Genomic DNA, 14,059 nt, shown 5'->3' on the forward strand with positions numbered 1-14,059 from the left:
TGTCTCCCGACCGCCCCGCCCCAGCTCTCGGGACCGTCAGGACGACGGACCTTCCGCCGCCCTGACGGGGCTAAGCCACCGGTTTGCCGAACCAAGGGGTTAGCCACGAGCAAACCTACGTCAGATAGTGACGTAGATAAACGGTCGACACGAGTTTTTCTACGTCACTTGCTGATGAAGGTTGCGGCGTGATCAGATGGGAGAGCCGAACCAAGGGGTTACTACCATGCCCTCTGCACCTGCCGACTACCGACGGATCGCGGACGAGATCACCGCGAAGATCAAGAGCGGCGAGCTGCCGCCGGGGACGAAGCTGCCCAGCACGAGCAAGCTCGCTGACGAGTACGACGTGAGCCCAGCGACTGCGTACCGAGCCGTATCACTCCTACACGATCGGGATCTGGTGATTGGCCAGCCTGGACGCGGTGTGTACGTGGCCGGGAAGGAGTAGCCGAGGCGGCACTCAGGGCGCCTCGCCATCAGGTCGACGATCCCCGATATCTGCGGTAGTCAGCGCGGATACCGTTGGTGTCGGGTTTCAGTCTCGATCTTTCGGTGGGTAGATCTACATGCGACGGAGGGTCACAATGATCGCTCCGGACTGTAGGGGGAGCCATGACTGTCGCTGTCGATGACCCGACTCCACTCCGTGGGGATCTGGATCAGAAGCAGTGTATGGAGACGCTCCAGGAGGCATACCTGCACGCCGTGGCTGCGGCGGCCCGCTGTTCCCTTTCAAAGCCTAATAGGGATCGCGGGATCGACTGGAAGATCAGCCACCAATCGACAGAGCATCTTCATGACTTCGAGGTTGATCTCCGGGTCCAACTGAAGAGTACGTACCAGATTGCTCCGGGGAGTGACCTGGATTCAGTTCCGATCTCCCTGCCAAACAGTCAGTTAGCCCGCCTGGCACACTCGCCCGTCATTACTTCGACCATCTTGATCGCAATGCTGGTCCCTCGTGATATAGGCCAGTGGATTGAGGTTAGTTCTAATCACATGATGCTCCGTCATTGTTGCTATTGGCGGAACCTTGAAGGGCACCCGATTACCGGCAAGGATGAGACGGTCGTTAGGGTGCCGACGTCTCAGGTCTTTGACGAGTTCGCTCTCTGCGACATCATGCGGCGCATCGGAGCTGGTGGTCGAGCATGACCATCCCGACGGACGCCGTGGCGCTAGATGGCTCGTGGATTAGCCCGAGCCAGACTGTGGCGTACCTACAGCGCCACGGCTGGACGATCCGTGGCGGGCGCGACGGCTTATACCTACGATTAGCTCCACCCACCATCGGTCGAAGTGTTGTTGTTCCGCTAGATGCAGGACATGCAGACTTTCGGAACCTGCTGACCGATGCAGTTGCCGCCGTCGGTGACATCTCCGGCCTAGATTATGAGCGAATGCTTACCAGGCTCGACGTTGGTATCGGCGACCTGGTTCGGTTCCGTAAAGAGATGCCTACACCACATGGGACGATCCCTTGGTCGTCTGGTCAATCGCTGATCGCCTCGTCTACTCGCCTGCTTGAAGCGGCTGCCAAAGCTCAGCGCGAGAAGGCCCAGTATTTCGGCAACAAGCACTGGACTTCTGCCAAGGCGTATATGAACAGTGTCCGAATGGGGCAGACGGAAGTGGGTAGCTATGTCGTCACGGCGCTCACGCCCGTAGGCGATATTGCTGGAGTAGACGTGCCGTTGCCCGGATTCGGCGAGGCTCTAACTGGCCGTGAGGTTACCCGCACCTTGGTGTCGAGCTTGGAGGCCACGCGGGAGGCGACAGATCAGTTCAACCGGACGTCATCTAGTGCAGTTTTCGACGAAGCCGTGCAGTACGGAGTCTCGTATGAGCTGACGCAGGCCCTATCCAGGCTTGTCTCCAACTCAGACGGGGCAGAGGTGGGCGTGGAGTGGCGGGACTGGAGTGAAAACGCGTCCGGTCCAACCTACGTCCAGTTCGAGCCGTCGGACGTTACCGCCCTTGAGAGTGCCAGCGTGCGATTCGCCAGGACCGAGCCTCCGGTCGGCGTCACGACACTCGGGACGGTGACCCTGCTCGACCGGCCCAGGCCCGGTGCTGCCGGCGTGATCCGCTTGAACGTCATCGAAGGCTCGCAAGCCAAGAAGCTCCGGGTCCGGCTGCCCGAGGAGCTGTACGACCTAGCGATCCAGGCTTTCCGGGAAGGACTTGCGATGCGGTTGTCCGGCCGCCAGGAGAAGGAGGGGCGGTTGTACTGGCTGTATGACCCGCAAGGGATCGACCTGGTTGAGGTTCCGTCGGCAGTAGCACTTGAGCCTGACGAGCGGGATAGCGACGACGACGACCTCGATCAGCCTCTGTTCTAGGCAGGCACTATCAACATCGATACTGGTGGTTTGCGTGTGGAAGCGGCGGCGGATAGTGCCCAGGAAGGGATGTCGCACGCCCCACGTACCTTGTCGGTCATGACTGAAAATCTTTGGGATACCACCGACTTCCCGGTACTCAAGGCCGCCGTCGATCTCTGTAACGAAAGTCGTGGTGACGCGGCGGTTGGTGCCATCGTTGCGCGGACCGGCCTCGATCAGCAGACCGTGATGGCCTCGCTTCGTCGCCTTGAGGCCGAACATCCGCCCTTCTTTGAGAAGATGCACAAGATGTCGTTCGGGGGAGTGTCGCATGTGTTCCAGCCGACTGGGCATGCGCAGCGAACGATCAAGGCGTGGCCCAAGGCCGAGGACAAGCTGGAAGAGTTGATCAAGATGCTCGGTGCCATTGCCGAGCAGGAGAACGACCCCGAGAAGGCAGGTCGCCTCACCAGGGTCCGGGACTATCTGGCCGCCGGTGGCCGGGACTTGGCGATCAACGTGATCTCCGGCCTCATTACCGGAGGATGACGGGCGAGTGTTGGGGCCGCCAGCCGGTAGGCTAGCGGCCCTGATACGCCGGTTTCGTATCCGAACATCCGGTAAGCGGATCTTCTGCGTTACCGCAGAAGGGTTAGCGACGCCATGCCCGGAAGAGCTCCGTTAGAGCCTTGATGATATTCGCTCGCTCTTTAGAGTCTGCATCCCGGAGGGCGAGCCTGGTGATCATGACTCTGCCCAAGACGCTGACCAGAGAAACGCCGAGGATGGAGATCGCCAACCATGGGCTTGCGTTCACAACTGGCTCAAGATTCGAGAGCGTCACGCCCCTGCCTCTCGCTCTTGGTCGAGTGAGGCGCGCACGACTCAGCTCGACCAGTCCACAACGACTGGTGTTGCTGAGTCCGTGCCAACCGGCCGGGGCATGGATCTCAGTTCACTGTGGACCTGTCCAGCCACAGCAGGATGCTTCTTGAGTCGCTACGGCCCCTTGCCGATGGGTCCTACCTCAATCAGATTGAGGGATTACAGACCGGGACCTTCGTCGCCGTCAGACGATGACGCGTCGCTAGTGTAGCCGATGTCCGTGACGGTGCCACCTGAGAGGTCCAGGGCCGACGCACTATGCGGCGGTGGGTAGTGGTGAAGTAGTCGGGCTTTCGGCTTCCGTTCTGTGACGGTTTGGCCGGATGATCAGGCTGGCAACTCCGTCCAACGTCCTTGCTGACCGCTGACGCCCTCGGCAACGTTCTGCACGAAGTGCCGTCCCGGACCGCGCAGCGTCACGACCAGGTCGGCCGTGTCGTCGCCGTAGTCGTGGACGATGTCGGCTGGGAAGGTGTCGCCGGCGGCGACGGCGGGAAGGCCGCCGAAGCCGCCGTTGGTGTTGCGCATCCGGACGTAGTGCGCTTGCGTCTCATCGAACGTGTACAAGACCCTTTGTCCCAGTGCCATTGCCCTCTCCGTCTCTTGTGGACGTGTGTGCCCTTGCCGGGCACACGTAGAAGGCTATGGATGAGGCGTGCTGGTCTGGCGATCCGTTTTGGTGCAGGCAAAGACCCCGTCCATCACTCGACAGACGGGGTCTCAGTTGTACGGGATGGCTAACCGGCTCGACGCCTACGCCGCTCGGCGCCCAGGTCAACGACCCCGGCCTCTGTAGCCGATTCTGCGGGGCGGACCGGCGTCGGCGGGGGAGTAGTCGCCCGTTTGCGCCCCTCGGCGAGCAGTGCGGCGAACGCGGCCGACACGTCACGTGACTGATGTTCGAGGACGTGCCCGTACACGTCCAGGGTCATCGACGGCTTGCTGTGCCCGAGCCGCCGAGCGACCTCGCCCACTCGTCCCTCTCCCACGAGCAGGAGCATCGCGGAAGCGTGGAAATGGCGGACGTCGTGGAAGCGCGCGTATTCGAGCCCGAGCGCCTTGACGACCGGCTTGAAGACTCGGTTGTTGAAGTTGTTGTGCCGGTACGGCTGGTCGCCGTCCCCGAACACGAAGTCATCCGGTGCCATGCCGGCAACGTGGGCGGCAAGGCGACGGCACAGGTCCGCGCTCAGGTTGTCGACCGTCCGGAACCCCGCCTTGGTCTTCGGAGTGCCGAGGACGACCTTGCCGTTCACCTCCTGGCTTGTCTCCTCCACGACCAGCAGACGGCGGTCTGGGTTCAGCCGATGCACCCGCAATCCGGCCAGCTCGCCGGCCCGGCAGCCGCTCTCCACGGCCAACTCCACCAGCAGACGCCACCGGTCGGGGCGGTCGCCGCGTGCGTCTGGTATCGAGGCCAGGATGCGCGCGATGTCCACGGGTTGTAGGACGATCTCTACCCGCTTGCTGCCCTTCTTGGGCTTGGCTACCTCTCGCGCTGGGTTGGCCCTGATGTATCCGCTCTTCACCGCGTGGTCGAACACCTTCCGAAGCACGTGGAGGATGTGCCCGACCGTTGAGGCTGCGTGCGTGGCCATGGCGTCGCCGATCAGCGTGGAGCACTCCTCGTAGCCGAGCCGGCCGACCGGTACGGCATGGAAGGGTTCGAGGGAGTGACGCATGATCCGCTCGTACCCGTACCGGGTGCTCTCCTTCAGTCGCCGGACGGCCGGCGTCCGCAACCATGCTTCGGCCACGCTGAGGAACGTGACGGCACCCGCGCTCCTGGCGACGAAAGTCCCGGCGTCCACCGACGCTCGCGCTTCGTTACGAGCGCGGCGAGCCTCCTCCTTGTCGTCGTAGGTGCCGACGTGGCGGAGCTTGCCGAGCGCATCCTTGATCTGGACCTCCCAGCGGACGATTTTGCGTCCGTCCGGGTAGGTGCGGGTTGCCTTCCGTACCCCGGGGATGTTGGTGCGCTCCTTGACGACTCTTGCCCGTGCCATGTCAGTTCTCCTCGGGGGCGAGCGCGATAGGTGTCGTCGGCTGCGAAGCGCACGCTTCGAGCGCGGCTGCGGCCTCGGCGTCCAGTTCAAGGCCGCGCAGGATGCGGCGGATGGTGGAGTGACGCCAGGGACCGCCGCTTACGGTCGGCACACCACGCGTAGAAAGCTCGGTGGCTATGCCCCGGTGGCTCAGCCCGTCTTCGTGGCGCAGCGTCGCGACCAAGGTGGTTACGTCGTCGGTGTACTGGCGCGGCCGACCCAGCCGTACGCCCTGGCGCTTGAGTGCCTGTAGTCCCTCGCTGGTGCGCTGGCCGATCAGCTCTCGCTCAAGCTGTGCCCAGATCGCCGCCATACCGGCGAAGGCTCGGCCGTACGGGGTGGATAGATCGAACCGCGGATCGAGAACGACGAGGTTCCACTTCCGCCGCTGGGCTCGCTCAACCATCGTGGCGAAGTCGATGACACTGCGGCTGAGGCGATCCAGCCTGGCAACCGCCATGCCCGCGTACTCCCGGCGGTGGAGCGCGGTCAGCGACTCCTGTAGCGCCGGACGTTTGGTGTCCTTGGCGCTGTACCCGGGGTCGATCTTCCACGTCAGGTCCCAGCCCTGCCGATCGCCTTCGTGCTGGATGTCGTACCGCTGGGCTTCGAGGCCGTAGCCGTCCTCGGCCTGCTCCTCGGTGCTCACCCGGAGGTAGCCGATCATCGGGATCAGCCCGTCGGCGGTCGAGCGCCGCACGGCGGTAGCCGCACGACGCTGCCGCGCCTTGGTGGCGGTGCTCATTCCTCGCCGTCCTCGTCGCTGGCGAACAGGACCTCGGTGACCCCGTCGGCGTACAGGTCGTCGTGCTCGCCGGCCTCGATGGCGTCCATGAGGTCGAGAACGCCGAGTGCGCGGCGGACCGTGGGACGGCTGGTCTGGCACTCCTCCGCGATTTGGCGTACCGACGCGCCCTGGTCGAGGCGCAGCCGGTACCACTCGGCTACTTCCAGGGCTTCACCCGTCAGCCACATCAACCGCCGAGTGGTCCCGTTGCCCCGGAGACGGAACAGCCGCACTGTCCCGGCCGCGCAGGCAGCAGCCAACAGCGACGGCGCGTTGTCGGTGGTCTCCTCGCCGTCGTCCTCGTCGTTCACCTCGTCCGGGGTGCCCTGCTCATCGGCCTGGTCGACGTCGGTCCGGTCGGTGGCGTCCGATGCACCCTCGGCGGCCTCCACGTTCGGGGTGTCGACCACCAGTGCCGACGTAGCGGCCTCTGCGGGTGTCTGGTCCGCCAGGGGCACGGCCTGGGCGGGTTCGTGGCTCTGCTCGGCGATGGGGTCGGTTGCCGGCTCGGTAGTGGCCTCGGCGATGGGGTCGGTTGCCGGCTCGGTAGTGGCCTCGGTGGTGGGGGTGGTGTCGGTGGTCGGGGCGGTCATGGCTTCTCTCCCTGGTCCGGGTGCTCCGCTGAGCGCCTTGCAGGAGTCAGTACATAGAAGATCATCGAAAAGGTTCAGGAGATCGAGAGAGGTTTCTCGTCCTCATCGAGCCGCTACGCAGCGTTAGCTGTGCGGCGGGCTCGAAGGGGTCGTTACGCGTTCGACCGTGGGGGAGGGGCGAGGGGATACGGGAGTGCCCTCCCGGCGGGGCTACTCCTCCTCCTCCTCGTCTTCGATGTCCGAGGTGCGCCGGTCGTACCGGCTGGACCGATCGATGACGCCGTCTGTACGGATGACGGCCGCGAGGAAGCCGTGATGCGGCTCGGTACCCATCTCCACCTTCGAGCTGGGGCCGAGCCCGGCTCGGTCGAGGATGGCCGTAGCCGCGCGGATGCGGTCCGCGTCGCTGGTGCCGGTGTCCCGGACGACCTTCGCCAGTGCGGTGATGGCGGGGTCAGCGAGCGCGAGCAACCGGAGCGCGGCTGCCTTGCGAACCTGCGGAGCGCTTCCGCCGTGGCGCAGGCATACGGTCCCGCCCGGGATCGCGTACATCCGACAGAGCCGACCCTTGCGGTTGTGCGCCGTGCATCGGCCTTCCCGATCCTTGTCCTCATGGGCTTCCGGCGACCCATGGGGTTCGTCCGGCACCGCGTTCAGACGACGCCTTGCTTTACGTGCGGTCATCTCTCTTTCCTCCTTGTTTGGCGCCACCCCGTTCAGGTAGCCGACTCCGTTCGGGGCACCCGACCCCGTTCCCGTTCGGCCCTACTACGTAGGGGCCGTGAACGGGATACGGGAACGGCATTGGGCGTTCCCGGCTGAACGGCTGAACGGCGTTGCGTGAACGGCGTGGCTCATGGCTAAATCACCATGACTCGCTTGCTCTCTTCGAGGTGCTTCAGTCCAGCCGGAGTGAGGGAGTGATAGATTACCCGTCCGGCCTTCTCTGTATTGATGTACTCCCGCTCTATGCCGATCTTGATGAGCGGGCCGACCTTCGTGGCGTGGCCAATCGCTTGCTTCCGCAGATCCTCAAAGCCGAGCCGTCCTTTTTCCTTGAGGACGCTGAGGATGTTTTCGACGCTCGGCTCTGCGGTCGTCTTCTTGGCGCTGACCCGTTGCGGCTCCGCTGTCTCCTCCATGACGCAGGATGGGTCCAGCTCGACCCGACGAAGCCAAATCCGCTGTCCGCTCGGCCCGTCCTTGACCTTCTTGCGCGTCAGCGACACGACGTGACTGTCGTCGTCCTCGATGCGTTGCAGCACAAGGGCTTCATCCGCGTTGTGCTCGAACTGGCTGCCGCCCCGAGCGCGGTCCTGGGCTCCCCATCCGGTGTGATGGACCATCAGCGTCGTTCCGTCTATCTCGGCGGCGAGGTCCGACAGTCTGCGCGTGATGATCGGGGCGTCTGCCGTCTCGTCCAGGTCAGGGGCGAGCGAGGAGAGCGTGTCGAACACGACCAGCCGGGCGCCTCGGCGCTTGGCCAGCGCGGTCAGCTCCTCCCAGAACCCTTCCTCGGACAGCGACGCTGGCTTCATCAGCACCGTCAGCATGTCCGGCGGCACCGGGGTTCCGTTGGCCTCCTCCCACGCTGCGATCCGGTCGTCTATGCCGTATGCGCCTTCGCCGACCACATAGATGACTGGCGCGGCTCCGACCAGGACAGACCGGCCGAGCCAAGGCTTACCCGTGGCGACCGAACAGGCGAACCCGAGAGCCACGAAGGTCTTGTTCGTGTCGCCGCGACCGATCATGAGGACGTAGGAACGCAGCGAGATCATGCCCTCAATCAATGGCTCCGGCTTCGGCAACCGCGCCAGGTCGCTGCGGGTCAGGATTCGGCCGAGCCGGCCGTACTCTCCGCCCGTCTGATCCTCGCCCGGCCGCACCGCAAGGCGAAACAGTTCCTCGGTTGAGTGCCCAGTCCCTAGGTAGTCATCGAGTCCGACCTTGCCTCCGTCCGCTCCCGGTGGGAGATACACCCATCGAACCCCCGCGCCCCGTTTAGTCAGGTACGCCGTCAGGGCTTCAAGTGCCTTGTGTACCTTCGGATTCGTCATGACGTCGCTGTCGTATGCGACGTACACGTCTCGCCCACGCAGCGGGACGCTCCTCCACTCCGGCAGCGGTCCTGACTTGTCTCGCCAGCACCAGACTCCGGTCAGTCCGAGGCAGGCGAGTCCCTTGCTCGCCGCCGCATCGGCCTTCTTGACGCCCTCCGTGATGAGCAGCGGCTCGCTACTGCGCCGGATCCTCCTGCGGACCCTCGGCGGGAAGTCGATGCGAATCTTTGACCCCGAAGGGGTCATGTACTTCCACGTCTTCCCGTCTCGCCCTACGAACGGCTTGTCGGCCTTCAACTGCTTCTGGCATGGCTCGCCATCCGGCCCGTAGAGCGGCACCAGGAGGCCGCTACGCGCTTGAACGCCTCTGAAGCCCAGCGCCATAGCCTCGGCCTTGTCTACGCTGCGGTAGCCGCGAGCCTTGCGGGTCTTCGGACCTATGCCGCTCGCCTTCAGTTCGGTGAGGTGTGTTGGATTGAGGCGAGGCGCTGTAGGTGCGCTAGGCTTGGTCACTGTTCACTTCACTTTCTGATCGGGCGTCCTGGCGGGGGCGCCCCGATCGCTATTCGGATTTCTCGCGCTCGGCTCGTTCGCGTTCAGAACGACGCTTCGGTTCCTCATGCTGCCCTCTGACATCGACACACCGGCTCAAGCGGCACGACCACCAAGCCGTTGTCACCGGAGTTCAGTAGCTCGCAGATCCGTGAGTCCACGCGATCGCGTACGGCGCGATGCTCGCTCGCACGGACAGCTCCGTACCATCGATAGCCGAGCCTCAGTCGTAGCTGTTGCAAGGGCAAGACGGGGCCGTTCCCACTAGCGCGATAGTCATTGATTGCCGCTTGGGCTCGAAGCCCGTCTGAGGAGGATCCGGTATTGAGCGGAGCAACCTGCACCCCGTACTCATGCGCGAGAAGGCGCAACCGCGCTCGTCGCCAAATCCTTGGGGCATCGGTGGTGGCCGGGGGTAGAGTGGTAGCTGCATTCATTTCCTCTTCCTTCCTTTGGGGCCGGGGGGCGGCCCTTCTCCGACCGACCCCCGCTCCGTCCGTGTGATTACCTGCGCTTCCGCTTCGGCGGATAGTCCACATCCGCAGACCAGGTGAGCGACGGCCGATCGAGGAACTTGCCGAAGCGCTGGTAGAAATGATCGAGGTATCGATGGGGGTTGGCTCGAATGATCTCGGTGACGTAGATCTGCCGCTCCACCTCGTTGCGCCTGGTCCGCAACCAATCGAGTTGGGCGCGCAGTTGGGCGAGTTGGCTGACCGACTCACCGACTGACACGTCTCGCTCCTTGATGCCAAGGTGAAGATCGACGAGCGCGCTTTCGATGTCGTTGGAGACGTCCTCCAGTTTCTCGACGTCGCTACGGTGCTGCTGGCGTCGCTTCGCCGTGTCCTCATCGACGCGGCGCCGTTCCTCTGCGTTGTACTTCTCTCGCGCTTCTTCAATGGCTAGGCCGGTGAGGTAGTTTCCGGTGTTGAGCGCGTGTTGCTGGTGAGCCAACCGGTCGCCGTAGGTCAGATAGCCCTCGTCGGCGCTGCCGGTCAGCAACCGCTTGCGTTCCTCGTCGGTCATCTCGGGGAGCCGAAGGCCAATCGCCTGCTCCTCAAGCGATAGTTGCGGGACGTCTCCTGCCGGCCGAACTGAGCGAGTATCGATTGGACCGGGTGGCGTGGGCGGGTTAGGACCGCTTCCCCGGCGGGCGAATGAGGTCATCGCTCGTGCTCCTTCACTTCAGTAGGTGCCCGTACTTTGAGCGGATGTTCTGATCGGCGGCCGATTGGGTGATGCGCCCAAGCGCGCGCTCCCGCTCATCGAGAGCGATCAGTCCGTCCTCGATCTTCTTGATGAGCGCCTCGATCGTGGCGATGCCGCCATCCAATCGTTTGAGGCTTGGTGCTGTCATGTGCCTCTCCTGAGTTGTTCTGTCGGGTACTCTGACCGGGCGAATACTGGCCCCGACTCGCCCTCCGGACGCGCGAAGCCGGCGCCGATCAATCATTGCTTTCCTCGGTTCGTAGCTGTAGCAGCCCTTCCTCAATCGCGTCGGCCACGAGATCGTCCAGCCGCTGAATGCCCTGCCGGACGGCTACGCGTACGATCTCCGGTTTACTTGCGCCGGTCATCTCGCTCATTCGTGTCACGAAATCCCAGGCCTCGTCGTCTAGCTGCACTTCGAGCTTGTGTGGGTACTGCTTCGCTGGCCCACGTTTGCCCACCTTTCCTCCCTCGGTAGTGCTACGGGTGGTTCGGTAACCGGCCCTGGCAATAAGCATGGGGAACCGCCCGACGGTTCTGGGGAACGATTTCTGTCTTTCTTTCCGGGCAGCCCTCGTCGCCGCCCCACGACCAAAAGAGACCGTGGGGCGGGAGCGGTGAGGGTTGTGTTTACGCGGCCTTGCTCAGGATCGAATCCTGGTAAGCGCGTAAGTCTGATTCCGCGACGCGGAGCTGACCTCGCACGAAGCCGGCCGGAATCTCTCCGTCTCGAATCATTCGTCGCATTGTGGATAGGGAGACGTCCAAGAGGTCTGCTGCCTTCTGGAGCCTCAACATCTGTCGGGGTGGTGCCATGCGCTCTCCTTCGTCCTAGTCGCGACCCCAGAGACGAAAGAACCCAGGGGTCGCGACATGGGGTACATGTCAGACCCTCCTGGGCAGAATTTGGTGGAGATGTTCACTTATGTGACGGATCCCGAGCCACGGAGCGGCGTGACCGATGGCCTGGTGCCCTCCGGCTGCCCCTGGGCTGCCGTGCCTACCGATGGTAACCGCCACGAGCAGGCCAGCACCAGCAAGCGAGCACCTTGGACACGAGCATCTTTGGGTACAACCCGGGTACAACCCACGCCGTCCGTTACCGAGAGTGTTCAGGAGCGGTCTGGGCGAGGGTTCTCGCTGGTGACGGCCGATACTCGACTACGTACGGTCACCCTTGAAGATCGTGAGTTAGTACTCATAATCCCTCGGTCGCGGGTTCGAGTCCCGCCCGCCCCACCAGCAAAAACAGCGCTTTCAAGATCGGCTTTGCGTGCCTTCAGGTGCGTACCAGGTGCACAAGCGCAACGGCGAAGGGTCCAGTGCACCCATGAACCCGCCGCTGTCCGGACCTATGGGCCCGGCCGCGTCCTCGGCAGGTGGGTCACCGAACCGCTGCCACACTCGTTCACGTACTCCTCCGCCGACTAGACGCCGCTACGGGGGGTGCCGGTACGGTGACGGTCATGGATGCGCCGCGCTATGGGTACGGCACGGACCGGCGCCCGCTGTGGTCGCCACGGGACCGCGACGCCGAAGAGATTCGACAGGTGCTGCGTCGGGGCGAGCCCTGCTGGCTGTGGCGATCGTGTGCGCCGTGCTCGCCACGGTGGCGCTGATCGCTTCCTGGGCCGGTACCGGAGAGGTCCGGCTCGCAGGCGGTGTCGGCTCTGCCGTGTTCGGCGCCGTGGCGGCGTTCCTGGCGGGACTGTGGTATCGCCGGCAGCCCCCGTCGTCGTGACTCGGACCCTTCCGGATCGGACGGTGGCAGTGCTGGCAGCGGCGGAGAGCACCAGCCGGAGTCAGGGCGTCGCCAGACTGGACCGCGGCCGTCATCCCGAACCCGTGGCCGAACAGCGCCGCGACCGGAGCCGTTCACCCGCGACGTTGCTGGCAACGTCACCGCCAACCTGGTGGCTGCCGCTGTCATCTACATCCTCGCCGTCGTAGGGGACACCTGCACGCCAGCGCCCGACGCCGCCCAGCCGGCGACACCCGCTGGAACACCGTTGACACCACACCCGGACCCAGCAGTTCCACGTCAGCCTCCGAGGGAACGACACCAGGTGATCCCCTGTCCGCTTGACGAGTGCATCGATGTCCGTTAGACCGTGTGGGGGAACTCCCGCCTGTCGACGGAGGACAACGTGGTGCCACACCGGATCGCTGTCACGGTGCTCGCTGCCGGCCTGCTGCTCGGCGCTGGCGCCGCTCCGGCACATGCCGCCGCCGCGTCGCCGGAGGTGACGAAGGGGCCCTGCCAGTACACCGAGACTCCGGACGAACCGGCGGCACGACCGGTGCCGCTGCCGCGCGATCCCCGGCACACGCCCGACCGTGGCACGGTGACGACCACTCTGATCACCAACCTCGGCCTCATCCCGCTGACCCTCGACCGTGCGCAGGCGCCATGCACCGTGCAGAGCTTCCTGCACCTGGTACGGCACAGGTTCTACAACCGGACCATCTGCCACCGGCTCACCACCTACCCCACGCTGAAGGTGTTGCAGTGCGGCGACCCCTCGGGTACGGGTTCGGGCGGCCCCGGATACCGGTACCAGGACGAACTGCCGACGGACCTGCCGCCCGCGCCCACCGACCCGACCGGCGAGCGGAAGGTCTACGCCCGCGGAGTGCTGGCGATGGCCAACGCCGGGCCGGACACCAACGGCAGCCAGTTCTTCCTGGTCTTTGCCGACTCGGCGCTGCGACCGAACTACACGATCTTCGGCAGCGTGCGGCCACTCGGTCTGGGTACCCTCGACCGGATTGCCGCGGGCGGCGTGGCGCCGACGGCCGAGGACCCGGCCCCGGTCGACGGCGCCCCGGCCCTGCGCACGGAGATCTGCCTGGCTATCTAGGGCCTGGGTCGAAGTCATCGTCGGTCGCGCCGCGTCGTGAGGGCGGCCGGCCGGAGTTGGCGAGGTCGATATGCCAGTCGTTGCTGCGCATCACGGAGCCGCTGCCCGGCGGGTACTCGAAGTTGCAGGGGCCGAGGAGGGTGAAGCCAAGGCGGTGGCAGAGTGCGTTGGAGGGGGCGTTCTCGACGGAGGGGAACGCGTGCAGGCTGTGGGGTGCGTCGGGATGGCGGGCAGCCACGCGGACGATGGTGATCAGGGCGGCACCGGCTGCGGTGGCGATGCCTCGGCCCTGGTAGGGCGGTAGGACGTTCCAGCCGGTCTCGTAGATCTGCTCGCCCTGCCAGTCACGCTGGTGGTAGGCGATACTGCCGACCATCTCGTCGCCGAGCAGTACGGCGAACATGCAGCCGCGGCCGGTTGCCGGCATGGCGAGGTATCGGCGGTGCCGGGCTAGCAGTTGTTCCTCCGGCTCGGGACCGCCGACGTGTCGACGCATCTGCGGAGTGTTGATCCGGCGCAGGAGGTCGAGCGCGGATTCCGACCAAGGCTCAAGACGAACGTCCACGCCGTGCAGCCTGGCAGGCGTCGGGATCATCAAGCACCCTATTTCGACCGGGCGCGGCTCTCGCCCGCCCGTGCAACTCGGGCCTGCGCCGCGCGAATCAGCAGCAGAGGCGCACCGCCGACGAGATAGGCGGTGATGTTCCCGTCGGCGTTCCGGATCAGCAGGGTCG

Annotated in this window: 17 protein-coding genes; 6 read left to right on the forward strand and 11 right to left on the reverse strand. The window is 64.8% G+C overall.

Annotated elements, in window-relative coordinates; all coding sequences use genetic code 11:
* The first annotated feature begins 226 nt into the window (after window positions 1-226).
* The 4 genes from V1634_RS29730 to V1634_RS29740 all read left to right on the forward strand — a co-directional run bounded on the left by V1634_RS29730 (window position 227) and on the right by V1634_RS29740 (window position 2,876).
* Window positions 227-451: a winged helix-turn-helix domain-containing protein gene (locus V1634_RS29730; RefSeq protein ID WP_331211040.1), complete on the forward strand. Its 225-nt coding sequence runs from the start codon at window positions 227-229 to the stop codon at window positions 449-451.
* A 224-nt stretch (window positions 452-675) separates the two neighbouring features.
* Window positions 676-1,158, forward strand: coding sequence for a DUF4365 domain-containing protein (locus tag V1634_RS35555; protein ID WP_407951868.1), 483 nt, complete (start codon window positions 676-678; stop codon window positions 1,156-1,158).
* The gene (locus V1634_RS29735; protein ID WP_331211041.1) at window positions 1,155-2,345 is read left to right on the forward strand and encodes a hypothetical protein; all 1,191 of its coding nucleotides are present in this window, start codon (window positions 1,155-1,157) and stop codon (window positions 2,343-2,345) included. Before V1634_RS35555 ends, V1634_RS29735 begins: the two co-directional genes overlap by 4 nt.
* A gap of 99 nt (window positions 2,346-2,444) precedes the next feature.
* Window positions 2,445-2,876, forward strand: a complete 432-nt coding sequence (locus V1634_RS29740) for a hypothetical protein (RefSeq protein ID WP_331211042.1) — start codon at window positions 2,445-2,447, stop codon at window positions 2,874-2,876.
* 663 nt (window positions 2,877-3,539) lie between these two features.
* Here V1634_RS29740 and V1634_RS29745 read toward each other — a convergent pair.
* From V1634_RS29745 to V1634_RS35560, 10 genes are all read right to left on the reverse strand, one after another.
* Window positions 3,540-3,800, reverse strand: coding sequence for a hypothetical protein (locus tag V1634_RS29745; RefSeq protein ID WP_331211043.1), 261 nt, complete (start codon window positions 3,798-3,800; stop codon window positions 3,540-3,542).
* A 149-nt stretch (window positions 3,801-3,949) separates the two neighbouring features.
* A complete protein-coding gene (locus V1634_RS29750; RefSeq protein WP_331211044.1) occupies window positions 3,950-5,218 on the reverse strand; it encodes a tyrosine-type recombinase/integrase in 1,269 nt (422 codons plus the stop codon).
* Between the two features lies 1 nt (window position 5,219).
* The gene (locus tag V1634_RS29755) at window positions 5,220-6,002 is read right to left on the reverse strand and encodes a recombinase family protein (RefSeq protein ID WP_331211045.1); all 783 of its coding nucleotides are present in this window, start codon (window positions 6,000-6,002) and stop codon (window positions 5,220-5,222) included.
* Window positions 5,999-6,637, reverse strand: coding sequence for a hypothetical protein (locus tag V1634_RS29760; RefSeq protein ID WP_331211046.1), 639 nt, complete (start codon window positions 6,635-6,637; stop codon window positions 5,999-6,001). The genes V1634_RS29755 and V1634_RS29760 overlap by 4 nt, the downstream gene beginning before the upstream one ends.
* Before the next feature lie 210 nt (window positions 6,638-6,847).
* The gene (locus tag V1634_RS29765; RefSeq protein WP_331211047.1) at window positions 6,848-7,321 is read right to left on the reverse strand and encodes a hypothetical protein; all 474 of its coding nucleotides are present in this window, start codon (window positions 7,319-7,321) and stop codon (window positions 6,848-6,850) included.
* Between the two features lie 176 nt (window positions 7,322-7,497).
* Window positions 7,498-9,213, reverse strand: a complete 1,716-nt coding sequence (locus V1634_RS29770) for an AAA family ATPase (protein ID WP_331211048.1) — start codon at window positions 9,211-9,213, stop codon at window positions 7,498-7,500.
* Between the two features lie 543 nt (window positions 9,214-9,756).
* The gene (locus V1634_RS29775; protein WP_331211049.1) at window positions 9,757-10,281 is read right to left on the reverse strand and encodes a hypothetical protein; all 525 of its coding nucleotides are present in this window, start codon (window positions 10,279-10,281) and stop codon (window positions 9,757-9,759) included.
* Window positions 10,282-10,435: 154 nt separating this feature from the next.
* The gene (locus tag V1634_RS29780) at window positions 10,436-10,612 is read right to left on the reverse strand and encodes a hypothetical protein (RefSeq protein ID WP_331211050.1); all 177 of its coding nucleotides are present in this window, start codon (window positions 10,610-10,612) and stop codon (window positions 10,436-10,438) included.
* An 88-nt stretch (window positions 10,613-10,700) separates the two neighbouring features.
* A complete protein-coding gene (locus tag V1634_RS29785; RefSeq protein ID WP_331211051.1) occupies window positions 10,701-10,925 on the reverse strand; it encodes a ribbon-helix-helix protein, CopG family in 225 nt (74 codons plus the stop codon).
* A gap of 169 nt (window positions 10,926-11,094) precedes the next feature.
* On the reverse strand, window positions 11,095-11,280 hold the full coding sequence (locus V1634_RS35560; protein WP_407951869.1) for a helix-turn-helix domain-containing protein: 186 nt from the start codon (window positions 11,278-11,280) through the stop codon (window positions 11,095-11,097).
* Between the two features lie 781 nt (window positions 11,281-12,061).
* Here V1634_RS35560 and V1634_RS29790 point away from each other — a divergent pair.
* Together V1634_RS29790 and V1634_RS29795 are read left to right on the forward strand one after the other, a co-directional pair.
* Complete coding sequence (locus V1634_RS29790; protein WP_331211052.1) at window positions 12,062-12,205, forward strand: hypothetical protein; 144 nt, start codon at window positions 12,062-12,064, stop codon at window positions 12,203-12,205.
* A gap of 409 nt (window positions 12,206-12,614) precedes the next feature.
* Window positions 12,615-13,325 (forward strand): peptidylprolyl isomerase, encoded by a 711-nt coding sequence (locus V1634_RS29795; protein WP_331211053.1) that lies wholly within the window; start codon window positions 12,615-12,617, stop codon window positions 13,323-13,325.
* Here the strand turns inward: V1634_RS29795 and V1634_RS29800 are convergent.
* Complete coding sequence (locus V1634_RS29800; RefSeq protein WP_331211054.1) at window positions 13,318-13,920, reverse strand: GNAT family N-acetyltransferase; 603 nt, start codon at window positions 13,918-13,920, stop codon at window positions 13,318-13,320. The two genes, V1634_RS29795 and V1634_RS29800, sit on opposite strands and share 8 nt — an antisense overlap.
* Window positions 13,921-14,059: the final 139 nt, after the last annotated feature.

This window comes from Plantactinospora veratri, from assembly GCF_036421995.1.
GTDB lineage: Bacteria > Actinomycetota > Actinomycetes > Mycobacteriales > Micromonosporaceae > Plantactinospora > Plantactinospora veratri.

Bases quoted from the DNA above. Each gene is read 5' to 3' on its own strand.
- V1634_RS29730 (WP_331211040.1), top strand. From the start codon at position 227: ATGCCCTCTGCACCTGCCGACTACCGACGGATCGCGGACGAGATCACC.
- V1634_RS35555 (WP_407951868.1), top strand. From the start codon at position 676: ATGGAGACGCTCCAGGAGGCATACCTGCACGCCGTGGCTGCGGCGGCC.
- V1634_RS29735 (WP_331211041.1), top strand. From the start codon at position 1,155: ATGACCATCCCGACGGACGCCGTGGCGCTAGATGGCTCGTGGATTAGC.
- V1634_RS29740 (WP_331211042.1), top strand. From the start codon at position 2,445: ATGACTGAAAATCTTTGGGATACCACCGACTTCCCGGTACTCAAGGCC.
- V1634_RS29745 (WP_331211043.1), bottom strand. From the start codon at position 3,800: ATGGCACTGGGACAAAGGGTCTTGTACACGTTCGATGAGACGCAAGCG.
- V1634_RS29750 (WP_331211044.1), bottom strand. From the start codon at position 5,218: ATGGCACGGGCAAGAGTCGTCAAGGAGCGCACCAACATCCCCGGGGTA.
- V1634_RS29755 (WP_331211045.1), bottom strand. From the start codon at position 6,002: ATGAGCACCGCCACCAAGGCGCGGCAGCGTCGTGCGGCTACCGCCGTG.
- V1634_RS29760 (WP_331211046.1), bottom strand. From the start codon at position 6,637: ATGACCGCCCCGACCACCGACACCACCCCCACCACCGAGGCCACTACC.
- V1634_RS29765 (WP_331211047.1), bottom strand. From the start codon at position 7,321: ATGACCGCACGTAAAGCAAGGCGTCGTCTGAACGCGGTGCCGGACGAA.
- V1634_RS29775 (WP_331211049.1), bottom strand. From the start codon at position 10,281: ATGACCGACGAGGAACGCAAGCGGTTGCTGACCGGCAGCGCCGACGAG.
- V1634_RS29780 (WP_331211050.1), bottom strand. From the start codon at position 10,612: ATGACAGCACCAAGCCTCAAACGATTGGATGGCGGCATCGCCACGATC.
- V1634_RS35560 (WP_407951869.1), bottom strand. From the start codon at position 11,280: ATGGCACCACCCCGACAGATGTTGAGGCTCCAGAAGGCAGCAGACCTC.
- V1634_RS29800 (WP_331211054.1), bottom strand. From the start codon at position 13,920: ATGATCCCGACGCCTGCCAGGCTGCACGGCGTGGACGTTCGTCTTGAG.